Here is an 18,400-nt window from a genome sequence, read left to right on the forward strand (position 1 = left end):
CGTGGGGGATTGTGCTGCACTCGCCATCGGCGCTCTCCGGATTGACCCTGTTGCGGGCTACTGTCTAAACTAAGTTAGACGGTAACGTCAAGTTAACTCTGCAAGAGACGTCAACGCGGCATGTCGAGCGAAAAGCAGCCTTCATTTCCGCGTCCGGTCGCCGCCATCCGGCTGGACGGCGGGCGGCTATGCCTGAATTTCGTCAATACGATCCACGATCGCTACGCGGCGCCGGTGGAGGATTACGTAGGCGAGCTGGAGCGCTTTATGGAGTGGTGCCTGCGCGCCGGTGCGCTGGGCCCGGGCGAGGACATCGCCGCGCCTGAAGCGGCGGGCCAGCGGGCTGCGTTGATGCGAAAGCTGAGGTCGCTGCGCGAGGATCTGCATGCATTGCTGGCAGCGCGGATCGACGGCATAGCACCCCCCGAAGAGGCCGTGCAAAACCTCGATCAGTGGCTGCATCGTGCGTGGGCCAATCAGTCGCTCGGGTCCGACGGGCGCATGCATTGGAGGACGGACGCCTACGACGTACTGCTGCCGCTTCAACGCATCGCACTCGATGCGCTGGATCTGATCAGCGGCCCGGCGGCGGCGCAACTTCGCCGCTGCGACAATACGAGCACCTGCGGCTGGCTGTTCTTCGACACCAGCAAGAACCAGCGCCGCCGCTGGTGCGCCATGGAAACCTGCGGCACGGAATTCAAGATGGGGCGCTATCGCCGCAGCTGAGCGGGCGCCGGAATCCATGCATTTCATGCAGAGGATTCATGCATCTTTCGATTAATCCGCAGGCACTGATGATGGGTTATTGAGCGGCGGAACGAAAAAGCTTTCGTCCATTCGTTCCATTCAAAGTGCCTGGTTATGATGGGCCGGATTATTCACGCCATTTATACGCAGTTGCGTGATAGCGTCGCGCGGCTTCAGGGGAATCCAGGAATTCATCTCAGTCGGCCAGGAACGGCCACTTTTTGCATTGCGTCCATGGCCGTCGGCGGTTCCGGCGTCCCATGGTGTTTCCATTGGCTGGCCTGACTCTGGCTTTGCGCTGGCGTGTTTCGTCGTGCTCATTTTCGCAATCGGGCGGCAGTTCGATTGACGGTGAGTCTTACGCTCCGTTTGCTTGCCGCAAGGCCAGCCAGCGGACAAATGAGACTGTCGGTGCACTGGGCCTTTGATGACTGGAATATCATCGAAATAAATGCCGACAACTGCATCTCTTCAACAAGGAAATAGCCCATATGCGTATTAAAAATTACCGTCCAGGTTATCTGCTGGCTTGCGGCGCGCTGTCCTTGATCGCCATGTCCTATGCGGGCACCGCCTTCGCGGCACCGGTCACCGGCACGGCCAAGGTCAAGCTCACGCACGTGTTCGCGACGCTGCAGACCGGGCAGATCGACCCGAAGCCCGAAGATACCGCCGCCTGCCGCAAGCAGGTATCGGCGCCGAACTCGCGCTATCTCGGCATTACGGTCAACACGCGTTATTCGGTCGATCCGAAATCGCTGATCATGAGCGCGTCCTCGTCGCTGCCGTCGCCGCAGGCCACCAAGCCGGTGGTCCTGACGATCAAGCTGGCGCCGCTGGGCATCGAGGGGCAGTACGCGTTCGGCGCGTTCCGTCCGACCGCCCTGCCTGATACCTATGTGCTGTTCTCGATGGGCACCGACTTCAAGGGAGCGAAGTCCTCGATCCTGGTGCTCAACGAAGGCAAGGATTACAACTGCCTGGTCAGCAGCGATCCGGCGCCGTTCAAAGACGGCCTGAGCGCAAAGTTCGGGGCGGATCAGAAGTAAGCCTGCCGGTCGCGCATGCGCCTCGATGGCGCAGCGCATAAATGGCGCGCCATGTTTTTGCATGGCGCGCCATTTTCGATGCCGAAGATCCAGATTTCCGCACACGACGATCGACACGCCTGCTACGCCTTGCCGGAACTTCTGGCGCGCCGCCGCTTCGTCGAAGCGACCACCCCATTCGCCCATCGCGACGGCCGTCAGCTAGTCGCGGGTGACCGGGAAGCTGAGCGCACGCAAGTCATACAGAGCTGCCAGCCGCGCCTGACCGCGCGCGTCATCGCCGCGCCTCGGATACCTCCCATTGCATCGTCCTACAAATAGGAAATTCTCCTATCGCAGCGCAACTTGCCTCGATCCAAATAAATATGAACTATCCGTTCGCGAGTGAACATCGAGGTCGCCGCGATCGTCGCGGCCGCCGGCACATGCGTTTCGTTGCGTTAGGTCGTCCGCGGAGCGGGCGTAGGCCAGGGGAATGATCGTGCCGAGAGATCGGCACTCACATCGAGGGAAAATCGAGATGGTCGTCAATCGCATACATGAAGCCCGTTGCTCGGCCCACGGCGCGTCGCAGCAGCGCGCACGCCATCGCCACCGCTTGCTGGCGGCCGCCGCCGTCTTGCTGGGGATAGCGTCGGCATCCGCGGCGTCGGCTGCCGATGTCAACCTGGCGCTCAACCACCTGGCCACCGGCTCCGCTCCATGCGGCAGCACCGAAGGGCCGCAGCGCGCGGTGAATGGCAGCACCAATCTTGGCAACTACGACAAGTTCTGTTCGCAGGCGTCCAGCCGCTGGCTGCAAGTGGACCTTGGCGCCTTGGTGACGGTGGACAGCTTCACCATCGCCCATGCCGGTGCCGGCGGCGAATCGAGCACCTACAACACCAAGGCGTTCAACATCCAGCTCTCGCAGGATGGCCAGAACTGGATCACCGTGGTCACGGTGAGCAACAACACCGCCAGCACCAGCACCCATACGATCACGCCGACCACTGCCCGTTATGCGCGGCTCAACATCACCACGCCGACGCAGAACAGCGATACGGCTGCGCGCATCTACGAATTCCAGGTCAACGGCAATGGCACGCAGCCGGGCGGATCGGTGGCGGTGTTCAACCGCATCCCGATGTACGGCATCTACACCAGCACCGACCCGGCCGGTTACACGCCGCCGTCCGGGGTGTTGATGTGGAACCGCGGCACGGAGTTCGCGCGCAAGCTGACCGACGCGGAGAAAGCCCTGATCGGCGACGACCTGCGCGCACGGGTGACCTACCACGCGCAGTGCGACAACTACGACCGCATCGGCACCGTGTTCTATATCAGCATGCCCAAGAACCAGGCGCCGACCGCCACCACGCCACGGGTGACCCTGCAGGATTTCATCACCCCCTTCAGCGATTACTGGCAAAGCACCAAGGCGACCTACGTCTACAACGACGGCGACCTGTCCTCGTATTCCGACGCCATGTCGGATCCGGATCGCGACATCTGGGTGGGCATCGGCAGCGGCTCCAATCCCTACGGCGGGGATCCTTGCGATTCGCACAGCGGGCTGACGACGGACTTCAAGGCGGTGGGCTTCACCTATTCGCTGGACCTGGTGTCGTCGCAGACGCAGTCCGTGCTGGACCGCCATATCGATACCATGCTGTCCGGTTCCAACCAGACCACCAGCCAGGTCAGCGCCAGCACGACCACCCAGAGCGTCGCGCACACGAGCGGTGACATCGTCCTGGTGATCGGTGCGTACGGTTCTTCCAATGGCGGCGAGGAGTACTCCAACACCACGGTCACCGTGTCCGTCAACGGCACCCAGGTGGGTAGCCTCAATACCGCGGTGAACTGTTCCGACCTGGCGCAGTACAGCCCCGACGGCAATCCGGGCATCTTCCAGAACAACACCGGCAGCAATCCGCGCAACTGGTGCCCCGGAGGGATTATCGCCACGCATTACTTCCCGCTGAGCAATCTGACGGCCGGGCAGAACGTGGCGGTATCGCTGGGGATCGGCCGCAAGTCGCCTTACACCACGGACTCGTATTACCGCACCAGCCTCAGCCTGATCGAGCATTGAGTGATGCGAACACCGGCCCGCGCGATGCGGGCCGGTGTTTCTCCATCGCGCGCTGCGGGAATCGGTCGAGGCATCACGCGTCGACCCGTTCGAACACCACGCCCGCCGCCTGCAGATCGCCGCGGATATTCAGTTCGATACCCTGGTTCATCCAATACGCGCCGCTGGCCTCGGCTGGCGTGCCTTCCGCTGCTTCGCCGTGGATCAGGCGTTGGCGGTAGCGCGCCTTCGGATCCAGCCCGCGCAGGCGCAGGGTGGGGTAGGGCTCGGCTTCGTGGCCCTGCCGCTGGAAGGCGAACAGCACGACCTGCTTGCCGTCGACGGCCACTGACTCGGTAGCTGACCGCGGCGAGTTCTCGCGCGGCGACAGCAGGCGGTACAGCGAGCCGCGCTGCACGGTGGCGCGGATGCGCTTGTATTCGGCCACGTAGCGCTGCGCGGTGGCGTTTTCTTCCGGCGTCCATTCGAGGATGTTCGCGCCGATGCCCAGTCCGCCCTGCATCAAGGAGAGGAAACGGAAGTCGAGCGAACTGCTGCGATGGTTCACCCAGTTCGGCGAGCCGGTGACCCAGGCCATCATCACGCCGGGGGCATAGGCGTAAGTGAAGCCATCCTGGATCGACAGGCGGTCGGACGGGTCGGTGTTGTCGGAGGGCCACACTTCATCGGTCAGGCCCATGATGCCCAGGTCCACGCGCGCACCGCCGCCGGAGCACGATTCGATCTCCACCCCGGGATGCCGCTCGCGCAAGCGGCGAATGATGTCGTAGAGGTTATCGACGAAGGCGACGTAGACCTTCTGCTGTTGCTCGGGCGCAACGTCCGGCCAGCCCGGCTCGGTCCAGTTGCGGTTGTAATCCCACTTGAGAAACTGGATGCGGTTCTCCGACAGCAGGCGATCGAGCACGCCGTACACGTAGTCGGCCACGTCCTTGCGCGCGAGATTGAGCACCAGCTGGTTGCGGCCTTCGCTGCGCGGTCGGCCGTCGAAGTGCAGTGCCCAATCCGGGTGCGCGCGATACAGGTCGCTGTCGGGATTGACCATCTCCGGCTCGACCCACAGACCGAAGCTCATGCCCAGTCCGTGCACCTTGTCGATCAACGGCGCGAGGCCGTGCGGAAACTTGTCGCGATTGACCGTCCAGTCGCCGAGGCCTGCGTGGTCGTTGTTGCGCGCGCCGAACCAGCCGTCGTCGACCACGAAACGCTCCACGCCGAGCTTGGCCGCGGCTTCCGCCAGCTTCTCCTGGCCGGCCTCGTCGACCTTGAATTCCGTGGCTTCCCAAGAGTTGTACAACACCGGCCGCAGCCTGGTTTCCGTGTGCACGGGCAGTAGGGTATTCATCTCGAAGCGGTGCATGAGGCGCGACGCCTCGCCGACGCCACCGGAGGTGTAGCCCGCATAGAACACCGGCGTCTGCAGCGATTGCCCGGGTGCCAGGCGGTAGGCGAAGTCGAAGGGATTGAAGCCGCCCGTGATGCGCACCTGGTGCAGCACGTCCTGATCGATGCGGATATGCCAGGAGCCGCTCCAGGCCAGGGCACCGAACCACACTTCGCCACGCTCTTCGTTCCACTGGCCGCCGCGCTCGACGGCGAACCAGGGGTTGTTCTGGTCCCCGGTGCTGCCGCGGCGGCTGCCGATCTCGATCGCGCCCGGCACGATCGCGCGGGTCTGCAGGCGCCACTCGCGCGCCCAGGCGCCGGTGAGGTAGCGCAGCGAGTAGTCGTCGCCCGCTGGCAGGTTCCAGCTCGCTGCCGCCGCCTGGTCGACGGTCATCGCCTGCGCGGTATGGTTCTCGATATGCGCGGAGCGGCCGATGATGCCGGTGGCCGGGTCGGCCGTGTAGCGCAGCCGCACCGATACGTCGAGGCGGATGTCGCGCAATTCCACTTCCAGCGTATCGCCGTCGATGCGGTGGCTGGCGTAGTGCAACACCAGGTCGCGGTTGCCGTCGGCGAAATGCGCCTTGAGGTCGGGTTCGATGGTGATGCGCCCGCCCCAGCCCGCGTATTCCTGCGGCGAGGTGCTGCCGGGCGAGTCGAACGAGGCGTGGCCCGGCGATATGCGTGCGGGCCCCAGCGGATCGCTCGCCGCCAATCGCGCGCCCCAGTAGACGGTCTGCAGCATGCCGTCGGGATCGACGCCGAAGGCGTAGGTGACTTGTCCCGCGTCGATGCGGAACAGCTTGCGTGCGGCGTCGTAGCGAATCGCCGGCGCGGTGCTTGCTGCTTTTGCCTCAACGGGCGCGGCCGCGTTGAACAGCAAACCCAGCATCAGCAGTGCCGCACACGTCCTGCTCCTGGAATATCGCATCACCTGGCATGTTCCTCGAAGGTTGCCGCAGCTGCCGCAGCGTCGATGGCGGCGACCCTGCTGGGGCGTTCGGTGACGCGTGGCGCCGAACGCGACTAGTCAGGGATGCAAACATATTGTATGACAATTCACAAGGCGCTCTGCAGCACGAATGCCGCGCCACGCATTTGCATCGCATCAACTTGTATGACAATTTACGAAGCCGTTGCCGCGCCTTATCCGCCCTGGGCGCGCGCCGATTCTGCGGAGCCGATAGCCCATGCACAACGATTTCTCGGCGCCCGCGGCGCTACCCGATAGCGCTGTCGCCGCACCCACGCCTTACCTTTGGTTGATCTGCCTGGTGGCTGCGCTAGGCGGGCTGCTGTTCGGCTATGACTGGGTGGTGATCGGCGGCGCCAAGCCGTTCTACGAGGCTTATTTCGGCGTGCACGATCCAGCCATGTCGGGATGGCTGATGAGCTCCGCGCTGATCGGCTGCATCGCCGGCGCCATGTGCGCGGGCATGCTCGCCGATCGCCATGGCCGCCGACCCGCACTGATCGTCGCCTCGATGCTGTTCGTGGCCAGTGCGATCGGCGCCGCGGCGGCAAATGGAGCGGCTGTGTTCGCGGCATTTCGCATCGTCGGCGGGATTGGCATCGGCCTGGCATCCGGCCTGTCGCCGCTGTACATCGCCGAAGTGAGTCCGACGGCGAGCCGTGGCCGCCTGGTGGCGATCAACCAGCTCACCATCGTGATTGGCGTGTTGCTGGCGCAGCTGGTCAATCTGTGGATCGCCCGGCCGGTGCCGCCGCATCTGGATGCCGCCGCGCTGCTGCAGTCGTGGAACGTGCAGCATGGTTGGCGCTGGATGTTCCTGTGCGGCGGCGTGCCCGCGGTGTCCTTCCTGCTGCTTGCACTGACCATTCCCGAATCGCCGCGCTGGTTGAGCCGCCGTGGCCGCGACACGCAGGCCGCGGCCGTGCTGGAACGCATCGGTGGCGCGGACTACGCACGTGCGGTGCTGGCGGCCATCCGGGCTGCTCACGGCGATCGTCAGTTCGGTGATCCCCGCCGCGCCTCGCTGCGGGCGCCGGAAGTACGGCCGATCCTGGTGATCGGCGTGGTGCTGGCGGTGTTCCAGCAGTGGTGCGGGATCAATGTGATCTTCAACTATGCGCAGGACATTTTCGCGTCGGCCGGCTTCGACATGAACGATGCGCTGAAGTCGATCGTCGCCACCGGCGCGGTGAACCTGGTATTCACCGTGCTCGCATTGCGGCTGGTCGACAGCTGGGGGCGCCGCCGCCTGATGCTGGTCGGCGCGGGTGTGCTGGCGGTGATCTATGCACTGATCGGCGGAGCCTACGCCATGCACGTGATGGGCTTGCCGGTGCTGCTGCTCGTGCTGGCGGCGATCGCGGTATACGCCACCACGCTGGCGCCGGTGACCTGGGTGCTGCTGGCTGAGATCTTCCCCGATCGCATCCGCGCGCAAGCGGTGGCGCTGGGCGTGTTTTCGCTGTGGACTGCCTGCTTCGTGCTTACCTACAGCTTCCCCTGGCTCAATGCGCGGCTGGGGGCGGCGGGCAGTTTCTGGACCTACGGGCTGATCTGCGCGGCCGGCTTCGTGTTTATCCTGCGGCGCGTACCGGAAACCGCCGGCGTGGCGCTGGAAGCGATGGAAGCGCGTTTGACGGGGCGTGCGGAGTAAGCCGTCGCCGCCGCTCAGTCGTGGTAGATCTGGCTGCGCCCGCCGTCGATCAACAAGTCGGTGGCGTTAATGAAGCGAGCTTCGTCGCTGGCCAGGAACAGTGCTGCGTAAGCGACTTCCTCCGGCCGGCCGATGCGCTTGCACGGCAGCAGTTCGGCCTGGCGGCGGCGTTCCGCTTCGGGATCAGGACACAATTGGAAATAGCGTTCGGCGGCCGGCGTCATGATCAGCCCCGGCGAAATCGAATTCACGCGAATGCCGCGCGCCGCATATTCGATGCCCAGCGAGCGGGTCAGCCCGATCAGTCCGTGCTTGGCGACAGGGTAGGGGAAAGCGCCGGGAATGATTTTGTGCCCGTGTACCGAGGCGATATTGACGATATGGCCATAGCCGGCCGCGAGCATCGACGGCAGCGCTGCACGGATGCAGTGCCATGCACCCGCAAGATTGGTGTCCAGGCAGCGGCTCCAGTCCTGCTCGGTGGTTTTCAGCGGATCGCCGAACACGTTGACCCCGGCGCAGTTGATCAGGATGTCCAGTCCGCCGAAAGCGCCGATTGCCTCGGCGAACGCCGCCTCCACCTGGGCCGGTGAAGACACGTCTGCACCTACTGCGACGACACGGCGTCCGGTCGCCTGTTCCAGTCGCTCGCCAACCGCCTTCGCTGGCGGCGCAGTGAGGTCGAGCAGGGCGAGATCCGCGCCTTCGCGCGCGAACAGTTCCGCGATGGCGCTGCCGATGCCGCTGCCCGCACCGGTGATCAGCGCGCGCTTGCCCTGCAGGCGCGGCTGGCCGCTGGCAGTGAAGTCGTGGGCAGTTGCGTTCATGGGTATCAACCTCGTGGCATCAAGGAGCGAAGGAGGAAAGCGGCGCGGCGGCTGTCGCCAGCGGGCGCACGCGAAAGGCGAAATGCCGCGCCAGCCGCTCGCCCGGCGCCAACCGTGTCATGCCATTGGCCAATGCGCCACCCGGGCGGTGCACCGCGTCGATGCAATGATCCACCGGTTCGAAGCAGAAGAAACCGGTGCGTGGCGGCGTATAGAGGATGAAGGCGTCGACGTCGGCGGCCATATCCAGGGCCAGCCCCAGTGCTGGCCACTCGATCGTTGCATGGCCGTCCCAGCCGATGAAGCAATGGTTGAGTTCTTCGCCGGGGAGCGCGCGGCCGTCGCGGAAATCCCAGGGCGGCGGCACGGCGGCGCGTTCGACCGGGATCGGCGAATCGCCGCCGTTGAGCCACACCTGAGTCGCCGCGGCGCGCAGGCGCGCGTTGCCGTGATGCAGGAAGAACGGGTGCAGCCCCAGTCCGAACGGCAGCGCCAGCGCGCCGGCATTGCGCACCGTCAGTGCGACGTGCAGCGTGTCGTCGCGCAACACATAGCGCTGCTCTGCCTGGTAGGCGTAGGCGCCCGGCGTCGTGTCGTCGAGTGCGAGCAGGATGTCTTCCGGCGCTTGCCGTGCCAGCCGCCATGCGCGCTGCCAACCGGTGCCGTGAATCGGATAGGGGTCGTCATCGCGGTTCGGCGAGAGCGTCACGCGCGCGCCATCCATCTCGAAGCCACCCCGGTCGATGCGGTTGCTCCATGGCACCAGCGGATAGCAGGCCAGCCGGTTCGGGTCGAATGCGTCTGGCGACATTGCAGGTGGGCGCAATGGACGCATCAGTGGAACCCTGGCGCTATCGAGCCACGCGTCGAGATGGGCCATGCCTGCGCCGAACGAAGGACAGATGCCTGCCGCCAACGCCGCGCTGTTCAATTCGATCATGCCCTTGCCTTGGTGTGTACCGCCGTTTTGCGGGGCAGCCGGAGTCGAGATATCACCATATAGTATGATTATTAGTCATGCGGCGCATATGAGTGATCTGCTCGCGCATCTGGTTGGCGCTTGAGCGCACCCTGGCTTGCAGCCGTGATCCGGAGGAAACAAATAGAAAACATGGCGGCGAGCCATTGGTGTAACTATTTGGCCGTCAACCACAGCTCGCGCGCTTTGCTATAAAATTAGTTGTATGACAATTAGCTCGACCGCCGCGCGGAGGCGCACCTCATGACGAAACGCTCCACTCCTTCCGCTCCGACCCGCGCGCGCCGCCTCGCCACCGCCACGACGCCCTCGCGCAGCCTGTACGGTCATGTAGTGCACGAACTCGGCCGACGCATCATCGGTGGCAGCGTCAAGCCGGGAGAACTGCTGCCGCGGGAAGAATTGCTGGCGGAGGAGCTGCGGGTGAGCCGCACCGCGTTGCGCGAGGGGATGAAGGTGCTGTCCGCGAAGGGCCTGGTGGAATCGCGCCCGAAGGTCGGCACCCGCGTGCGCGAGGCGCGCGCCTGGCACCAGCTCGATGCCGACGTGCTGGCCTGGCGTTGCGCGTTGATGCCCACCGAGGATTTCGTGCGCAAGCTCGCCGATATGCGCCAGGTGATCGAGCCTGCCGCTGCTGCTGCTGCCGCCAAGTACCGCACCTATGAGCAGCTGCAGTGCATCGAGGAGGCTTTTGCCGCGATGGAAGCGGCGGTCGACCTGGACGCCTGGGCCGATGCCGACCTGGCCTTCCACGAAGCGGTGCTCACCGCCACCAACAACGAGCTGATGGTCTCGCTGTTCTCGGTGATCGAGAGCGCGCTCGCCACGTTCTTCGTGCTGTCCGCGCGCACCGCCAAGAACTTCAAGGACGCGTTGCCGCTTCATGGCGAGGTGCTCGACGCGATCCGCCGCAGCGAGCCGGACGCGGCGCATCAGGCGATGCTGGGCATGGTCGAGGAATCGCGCATCAATATGCAGAAGGGCAGTTCGCCGAAGGGCTGATCCCATGGCCAGGCTGAAACAGGACCGCCAAAGGGCAGGGTGATGCAGGGCTGGCCCGATGGTCCGGCGCCCGTCCTGATCTCAATCCACGAGACGAAGACACGGGAAGCTCGAAATCCCCGGCGCGCATGTTCGCGCCAAAGCAGCGCATCAAGGGATGACACGTGCGGATCGATCCGAAGCTTGTTCTTGCATGGCAATCCGCGCATTCCATAGCGCGGCAGTCGCCGCCTCCGATTTACGATCGCGGGGGATTCAGGGTGGATACCCATTCAGAGAAAGAAACGAAGCGCTGGGTCTTTCCGCAGCTGTGCGAAGGCCTGCGCGAGATTGCGGTTGAGATTGCGGCCCCGCGCCATTTTCTGAAACTGTGCGGAACCCCTGACGAGCTGCAGCGCGTACTGCCTGCACGCTGGGAGATTCAGCCGGAGAATTACTTCATGCAGGCTGTTTCGGTCAACGGCGGAATCAGGACCTTGCCCGACGGATATACGATGGCGCTTCGCCAGACCGAGCCATTTGTCCGAGCCGAGGTTATTGCGCCGGATGGAAGTCTGGCCGCCAGCGGTTGTGCGGCGGAGATGGCCGATGTCTTCATTTACGACCGCATCGAGACTGCGCCGGATCATCGGCGAAAAGGTCTCGGCATGGCCGTCATGAGCGCGCTTCGGTCGGCTAGAAAGTCCCTCGCTGCACCGCAGCTGCTGGTAGCGACGGAAGACGGCCGTAGCCTGTATGAAAATCTTGGCTGGACGGTCATTGCACCTTTCGCCACAGCGACCATCCCGGACTTTATCGTCGGGTAATAGGCGAGGGCTTGCGGAACGAGGCCTGTTTCGTTATCCGGTAACCGGCTGTCTGATCGGCATAGGGATTTTATGGGCCGATTATTGTAAAGCGTTATTCACGTTGTTAGCCTCGCCGGCATGGAAACCAGTACGAAGTTCGATCGACCGCGACGAGAGCGCCGCCTGACCCTGACGGAGCAGGTATTGGAATTATTGGGGCAGGCGATCGTTGCCGGGAAATTCGATTCGGGCAGCTTCCCTACCGAGGCGGAAATTTCCAAGCTGTTCCAAACCAGTCGCAGCGTGACGCGCGAAGCGGTGAAAATGCTCACCGCCAAGGGCATGGTCTCGGCCAGGCCGCGCAGCGGCATCATCGCGCAGCCGCCGGAGCGCTGGAGCCTGCTCGACCCGGATGTTTTGCGCTGGATGCTCGAGAAAAAGTTTTCTCACGACCTGCTGCGCCATTTTACCGAGATGCGACTGGGTCTCGAACCGGCCGCCGCCGCGCTTGCCGCACGGCATGCCACGCCGGAAGCCCTGCAAGCCATCGAGCAAGGGCTCCAGCGCATGGTCGACGCGGGGCACGGCAATGACGACCACCTGGAGGCCGATGTCGCCTTTCATGTGGCCGTCTTGAACGCCACGGGCAATCCCTTCTATGCGCAGCTGGACGAGCTGATCACGACCGCGTTGAAAATATCCATACGCGTGACCAATCGCATCAAAGGGCATACGGCCAGCATCCCCGCGCATCGGCGCGTATTCGATGCCATCAAGGCCAGGGACGAAGCGCGCGCCAGTGCGGCGATGAAAGCCATCATCGCGGAGGTCAGCACACTGATCGCCCATGATGAGATGGACGGCCTTCAAAAGAAGAAGGCGCGCAGCAAGGCGCGCAGTGCCGCGGCAAAGCGCACTCGGTAGGCACCTCGCCAAGCCTGGTCTTGGCGACGCATTACCCCGGGATAACCTGCACGAAGAAGACGCCAATGTTATTGGCGTCTTCTGTGGGCCTGCATCCAGACTGCGCTCATCCGGTTAGAACTTACCGCGTACTCCAACCGTGTATACCGTGCCATCCGCTTCGGCATAGAGGAAGCGGTTGGAATAAACGGAGTAGTCGTACAGGTGCTGATGGGTCAGGTTGGTGCCTGACACGAATACCGAGAGATGCTTGTTCACGTCATAACTCGCGCTCAGATCAAGCTGCCCATACGAGGAGCGGGTTGCAGGCTGCGCACCCGAGCCGTAGGAGATGCTCTCCAGATACGAGCCACGCCAGTTGTAAGCCAGGCGCACCTGCACGGGGCCCTTTTCGTAATACGTGCTGAGGTTGGCCGAATTGCCGATGCCGGGCACGGCGAACTTGCCCGAGGTGGCAATGACGCCAGGACTCAGCGAGGTGCTGCTGGAGACGTGGGTATAGTTGAAAGCCATGCCCAGTCCATCGAAGGGATCGGGCAGCAAATGGGTGAACTGGTAATTGATGGTCAGTTCTTCGCCATAGATGTTCGACGAATTCAGATTGACCGGCTGGGTGAGCGACCAGATGAAGGGCTGACCGGTGTTCTGGTTGGTCAGGAACGGCACCGGCGTGCTCACCAGCGTGCTGAAGTTGCTGACCTTCTTGTAGAACCCTTCGACCGCGATATAGCTGGCGTCATCGATATACCACTCCAGGCCCATGTCGAAGTTTCGCGACGTATAGGGCTGCAGCTGCGGATTGCCCTGGGAGATGGTCAGCGAGTTCGGTCGCGTACCGAAGCTCTTGTTGTAGTAGAGATTGCTGAGCTCAGGCGGGGTCAGCGTCTTGGACGCGGAGAAGCGGTAGACCAGGTTGTCCAGGAGGCTCAGCTTGAAGTTCACCGACGGCAACCACTTGTGATAACCGCCCTTGGCGGACTGCGACGCCAGCGGCCCGTAGGTCACCTGGCCATTGCTGCTGTCGGTCGGATCGACGTAGTAGGTGGCAGGCGGCCGGTTGATTGCCGTGGAGGTGGAGCTGATGTTGAGGTAGCGCACGCCAACATCCAGCGCCCAAGGCTTCTCCCACATCGTGCCTTCAAACACCGCCTTGCCGAAGAACGACTTCGCATTCTCGGTGACCTTGTTGTAGCTGCCCGGATTGGGGGTCGCATTGAAGGTACCGCCGTTGGCGGCAAGCCCGGCGAGTAGCGCTGCGCGCTTGGCCGGATCGGTAATTTGATTGTAGGCCGCCGGCGTGGCGAGCCAGGAAAGGTAGGCGCGAGGGTCGTACTGGATCCACTGCGGCGGCATGCCCGGCGAGGAGACGCCGCTGATCTTCCCTGGCGGCGTATAGATATACGCACCTACTGCACCCGCCGGGACATTGACGGCGTAGCCGCAATAGGCGTTGCACAAGATGCTGTCGGGCGTGCCCCAGCTGACCGACTTGACCGAATTGTTGGTGACCTGGCCGCCGAACTCCAACGAGGAAAGTACGCCGTCCTTGAAGCTCTTGGACAGCTTGAGCTGGTAGTTGTTGACCTGGTTGGTGACATTGTTTCCCGAGCCGGCGTTGCAGCAATGTGCGGTCAACGCACCGAAGTTGGTCGTGGAAAGAATGTTGGAGTAGCTGGGCGGATTGCTGTCGCCGCCATTGGTCCAGGTCGGATTGGTGCCGAAGTTCTTCGTACCGATTACCAGGAAGTAGCCGTTGGGGCTTTGCTTGTTCCACGCTTTGGAGTTGGAGATATCGAGGCTGAGCTTGGTCGACTCGTCGATATCGAAGCCGAGATTCAAGCCATTCTGCGTGCTCTTCTCGTAGCTCGGGTTGTATGACATGACATAGTCGTTCGCCATGACATTGGGACCGGAGCTGTTGCGCACGAAGTTAAGCGCGGTGCCGTGGCTGTCCGTCGTGATGGACTGGATATCGCCGGTATTGCCGTATTCACCGAACTCGTGCTCCAGCGGATCGACCTTGTAGCTGGAATACAAGGTGTCGAACTGCACCGTCAGCTGATCGATCGGCTTCCAGTCGATAGCGCCACTGAAGCCCTTGCGCACACGCGTCTCGTCGATGATGTTGCTGGCCAGGGTCTCCGGCACGGCAACGTGAGCGTCATTGCCACCGCCTGAGGTGGAAATGCTCTGGTTGACGTACCAGGAGTTGGCCTGGGTGTTGAGCTGGGTATCCTTGCGCTTGTAATACGTCGCCGAGGCAAGCCAGCCAAACGTGTTGTCCGAGTTGGTCCAGCCAAATACACCCGACGCCTTGGGCGTGGTCTTGCCCTGCCAGTCACCGGTCAAGTTGCTGTTGACGCCCGCGCCGCTCCACGCGCCATGGAAACCGTGAAAGTCCAACGGACGCGCGGTCTGGATATTGACCACGCCACCGATATCGACTTCAGGAATATTCGCCGACGAGGTCTTGTTGACCTGGGCGACGCTGATGATTTCCGAAGGGAGTACGTCGAAATTGAAGGCACGCGAACCGGAGGCCGTAGCCATCGGGCGATCATTGACCGTCACGGCGACGAACTCAGGACCAAAGCCGCGCACGGCGATCTGGCTGGATTCGCCGCCGCTGCGATTCACCGACACACCAGGCACGCGCTGCAGGGCATCGGCAACGTTGGGATCGGGAAATTTGCCGGTCTCTTCCGCCGAAATCGAATCAACGACATTGACCGCATCCTGCTTGATCGCCTGGGCGCGGCGGATCGCGGCGAGCTGGCCGGTGACGCTGACCGCACTGAGCTGGGTGACCTCTTTAGGGGTCTTCTTGTCGTCCGTCGGCGCCGCATCCTTGCCTTGCTGGGCCTGTGCAGGCGCTGCGCCGGCAGGGGGCGCTGCGTCTTGGGCATGCACGGCAAATCCGGTCGCCATGCAGGCGAAGCCGGAAATGGCGAACAAGGCTTGATGGATCGAGCTGGTCAGGATGTGTCGCTGCATTCTCTATCCCCACGAGTTGATGAGTTGCTTATGCCAGTCGTTTGCCGGGTCTGACTGCATCACGGTGCAAAGCGCACCGCCACCGCTGCGGCATCACTCACCATGCGAGCGGTGTAGCGCACGATCCGTCGTTGGCCGATCGGTCTCGCACTTAAGGCCCCCCAGCCCCAGGATCTTATTATCTTACAATAAGATTTATATGGACTCTCGGGCAGCAGCGTTGCGAGATCAAGCTGCGTTGCAACATCACCTGCACATGGGAGCGAGCGTCAACGCAGTTCAGCTAGGGCGAGTGCGGCACAATCGTGATCGACTCACCGGTGCGCAGCGCAATCTCCCGCACATGCGAGCCCAGTTTCAGCTGGGTCTTGACGCCGCCCACGCTGCGCAGAGTGGCGCGCGTGACGACGCCATCCTTCCAGCGCATATCCACGACAAAACCATTGCGCGCGCCGATGCCGATGACTTCACCCTCGGCCGACCATGCGGCAGGTAAGGCAGGCAGCAGCTCGATCCATCCCGGACGGGAATACAGCAGCATCTCCAGCATGGCCGTCGGCGTACCGAAATTGGCGTCGATCTGGAAGATGCCCGAGTGAGGCGTCGTCTGGTAAATGTCGAACAGGTTCATGGCCGTGCCATTCCCGCGAAGCTGCCAGGGCGCAAGATTGCTGAGGATCAGCTGATAGGCACGTTCGGAGTTTTTCAGACGTGCCCAACATATCGCCCGCCAGGCGCATGCCCAGCCATAACTGGTCATGCCACGCGCCTCGAGCAGGCGCGTGACCCCATCGATCAACGCGGGCGGACTGTGGTCGTGGGTGATGCGGTCGCCCGGGAAGAAGCCGATCAAGGGGGATAAGTGGCGGTGTCCGGGCTCTCCCAGGTCCTGCGGCGACATCCATTCTTCCAGCCCGCCGCTTTCGCTGCTGATCCGGGGTAGATAGAGCTTTGCCTGCATGGCGCCAATCACCGCGCGGTAATGCTCATCCACACCGAGGATGGCGGCGGCCTGCTGGTAATTGGCAAACAGATCCCACACCAGCTCCTGGGCGTAGGTGATGCCTTTTGCATCCTTTGGCCCGTGCTCCGGCGACCAGTCGCTGTCGTCAATCAATACCTCGCTCTCTTGCCCGTCGACGGGATCGGCGATGCGCACCGTAAGCAGGCGGGCCTCCCAGAACTCGCACGCGCCCTTGAGCAAGGGGTAGATGCGTTCGAGGTAGTCGCGCTGAAACGTGTATTGATAGTGCTGCCAGAGGCTGTTGCATAACCAGGCGCTGCCGGCCGGGTGCCACCACCAGCCATTGCCGCCAAAAATATTGGTGGATATGGCCACGGTCCATCCGGCCAGCTTGCCGGACGTGTTGCGGAAACCATTGCGCTTGTCGTTGAAGTACTGCCCGGTCAGCGCGGTCCATGACTGATATTGCGACAGGCAATAGTTCGCCAGCGCATCGAAGCAGGCAGGCAGTCCGGCGCGGTCCGGCAGCCAGTAGTTCATCTGGATGTTGATGTCGTTGTGGTAGTCGCTCATCCATTCTGGCGTATTGTCGCTGAGCCATAGGCCTTGCAGGCTCGTGGGTAACCGGTCGCGCGATCCGGCGATCGTCAGGTAGCGCCCGAATTGCAGGTATGCCGCCTCCAGCTCGGGGTCGGCGGGAGCGCCGGGTTCTGCGCGTGCCTGCAGGCGCGTCCACGTATCGGATGAGCGCTGCTGCGATGTCGACGTGCCAAGCTTGACCTGCATGGTTTCATACAGGGCGGCATAGTCGGCGATGTGGGTATGCAACAGCACAACCGCGGCGTGCGAAGCCGCTGCCTCGAGTTTTTGCTTCACCGCGGCAAGCGGATCGATTGAGCGATCGAGATAGCCCTTCGCGACATCCGGGGTGTAATTGGTGCCGCCGCAATACAGGATGGTCAGTGCATCGCAACCGGTAAAGCGCAGCGCACCGTTCTCGACCGACACGGAACCGGATGCGCCGATGGCCCTGATGCCGGCGGCATAGGCCAAGCCGTTAGGCAATGCGCCGCTGAAATGACTGCTCGCTGTCCGTGGCGAGAACTGCGTGGTCTCTCCATGCATTCCCTGCAGCTCGACGGTGCCCGACCAGGTTCCGCCGCCGCTTTGCGAGCAATGCATGACGACGACATCATCCGGATAGCTGGCGAATATCTCGCGCAGATAGCGGATGCCGTCCTTGCGATAGGAAATCCGCAGATAGCCATTGGCCAGATCCAGTTCCCGCCGATAGTCGGCGATACCCGAAAGCGCATGGCCATCCACTTCGACGAAAAGCTTGGACAGCATGGTGAAGCTGCCGAAGCCTTCCACGTCGTAAGGGAACTGCCCGTCCGCATCGAGAGAACGGTTTGCTCCGCCAAGCCACATGGAACTGTCGGTGAGGTACAGGAAATCCCGCGCGGGGTCACCGCCAACCAGGGCGCCCATACGTCCATTGCCGATCGGCGTCGCTTCCTGGATGACATTTTTCTCGGATGCCGGCTGGGCGTACCACAGCGTGGGGCCGCGGGCCGACGGTGCGCGTGTTCGCCGTTGCCGTGGTGCCGTGCCGGCGATTCCCGGAGCACTCAACAGGGGCAGCAGCGCCGCCATCGTGCCGGTCATCTTGAGGAAGCGCCGACGCGCCTCGGTGTTGATATCCGCTGTCTTCTTCATCGGCGAATTTCTCTCTTGGCACCCACGGGCGGCGAAGGCAGAGCTGCCAGGAGCGCGGCATCAACAAGCCGCGCCGTCCACAGCTCGATGTCCATGTTCTGCCATCGAGCACCGCGCCATCGAGCCTGTGATGGCGCGACACACTTCACTCATCCGCGCTTGACGCCGATGGCTGCGAAGGCATAGGTTATATTATATGACAAATAGCTGATCCAGCCGTTTGTCGCCGGTTTCGGCGTTTGCACGGATAAGGGAGCCTCGACTCGCTGGACGCCATCTGTGATGTCCGGCCATTGGCTGGCTCCAGAAAGAGC

The 18,400-nt window shown here is 63.0% G+C and carries 13 protein-coding genes; 8 read left to right on the forward strand and 5 right to left on the reverse strand.

Features of this window, described 5'->3' with window-relative positions:
• Nucleotides 1–120 precede the first annotated feature (120 nt).
• The 4 genes from AB4083_RS05500 (at nt 121) to AB4083_RS05515 (ending at nt 3,876) form a co-directional block, all read left to right on the forward strand.
• Nucleotides 121–729, forward strand: a complete 609-nt coding sequence (locus AB4083_RS05500; RefSeq protein WP_441606749.1) for a CGNR zinc finger domain-containing protein — start codon at nt 121–123, stop codon at nt 727–729.
• 575 nt (nt 730–1,304) lie between these two features.
• Entirely contained in the window at nt 1,305–1,799 is a 495-nt protein-coding gene (locus tag AB4083_RS05505; RefSeq protein WP_441606834.1) for a hypothetical protein, read from the forward strand.
• 15 nt (nt 1,800–1,814) lie between these two features.
• Nucleotides 1,815–2,120 carry a hypothetical protein gene (locus AB4083_RS05510; protein ID WP_441606750.1) on the forward strand — a complete coding sequence of 102 codons (306 nt, stop codon included), beginning with the start codon at nt 1,815–1,817 and terminating at the stop codon, nt 2,118–2,120.
• Nucleotides 2,121–2,319: 199 nt separating this feature from the next.
• Entirely contained in the window at nt 2,320–3,876 is a 1,557-nt protein-coding gene (locus AB4083_RS05515) for a discoidin domain-containing protein (protein ID WP_441606751.1), read from the forward strand.
• Between the two features lie 73 nt (nt 3,877–3,949).
• Here the strand turns inward: AB4083_RS05515 and AB4083_RS05520 are convergent, their stop codons facing one another.
• Entirely contained in the window at nt 3,950–6,193 is a 2,244-nt protein-coding gene (locus AB4083_RS05520) for an alpha-galactosidase (RefSeq protein WP_441606752.1), read from the reverse strand.
• 259 nt (nt 6,194–6,452) lie between these two features.
• Here AB4083_RS05520 and AB4083_RS05525 point away from each other — a divergent pair, with 259 nt between their 5' ends.
• Nucleotides 6,453–7,889 carry a sugar porter family MFS transporter gene (locus tag AB4083_RS05525; protein WP_441606753.1) on the forward strand — a complete coding sequence of 479 codons (1,437 nt, stop codon included), beginning with the start codon at nt 6,453–6,455 and terminating at the stop codon, nt 7,887–7,889.
• 14 nt (nt 7,890–7,903) lie between these two features.
• Here the strand turns inward: AB4083_RS05525 and AB4083_RS05530 are convergent, their stop codons facing one another.
• Together AB4083_RS05530 and AB4083_RS05535 are read right to left on the reverse strand one after the other, a co-directional pair.
• Nucleotides 7,904–8,716, reverse strand: coding sequence for an SDR family oxidoreductase (locus AB4083_RS05530; protein WP_441606754.1), 813 nt, complete (start codon nt 8,714–8,716; stop codon nt 7,904–7,906).
• Between the two features lie 19 nt (nt 8,717–8,735).
• On the reverse strand, nt 8,736–9,656 hold the full coding sequence (locus AB4083_RS05535) for an aldose 1-epimerase (protein ID WP_441606755.1): 921 nt from the start codon (nt 9,654–9,656) through the stop codon (nt 8,736–8,738).
• Between the two features lie 282 nt (nt 9,657–9,938).
• Between AB4083_RS05535 and AB4083_RS05540 the strand changes: the two genes are divergently transcribed.
• From AB4083_RS05540 to AB4083_RS05550, 3 genes are all read left to right on the forward strand, one after another.
• Nucleotides 9,939–10,697, forward strand: coding sequence for a FadR/GntR family transcriptional regulator (locus AB4083_RS05540; protein WP_441606756.1), 759 nt, complete (start codon nt 9,939–9,941; stop codon nt 10,695–10,697).
• Nucleotides 10,698–10,861: 164 nt separating this feature from the next.
• Nucleotides 10,862–11,503 (forward strand): GNAT family N-acetyltransferase, encoded by a 642-nt coding sequence (locus AB4083_RS05545; RefSeq protein ID WP_441606757.1) that lies wholly within the window; start codon nt 10,862–10,864, stop codon nt 11,501–11,503.
• 120 nt (nt 11,504–11,623) lie between these two features.
• A complete protein-coding gene (locus AB4083_RS05550; protein WP_441606758.1) occupies nt 11,624–12,409 on the forward strand; it encodes a FadR/GntR family transcriptional regulator in 786 nt (261 codons plus the stop codon).
• 114 nt (nt 12,410–12,523) lie between these two features.
• On the opposite strand, the gene AB4083_RS05555 is transcribed toward AB4083_RS05550, so the two are convergent.
• Nucleotides 12,524–15,403 carry a TonB-dependent receptor gene (locus AB4083_RS05555; RefSeq protein ID WP_441606759.1) on the reverse strand — a complete coding sequence of 960 codons (2,880 nt, stop codon included), beginning with the start codon at nt 15,401–15,403 and terminating at the stop codon, nt 12,524–12,526.
• Between the two features lie 283 nt (nt 15,404–15,686).
• A complete protein-coding gene (locus tag AB4083_RS05560; RefSeq protein ID WP_441606760.1) occupies nt 15,687–18,086 on the reverse strand; it encodes a glycosyl hydrolase family 95 catalytic domain-containing protein in 2,400 nt (799 codons plus the stop codon).
• Nucleotides 18,087–18,400 lie beyond the last annotated feature (314 nt).

Source organism: Dyella sp. 2RAB6, from assembly GCF_052115385.1.
In the GTDB taxonomy this organism is placed as follows: Bacteria; Pseudomonadota; Gammaproteobacteria; order Xanthomonadales; family Rhodanobacteraceae; genus Dyella_D.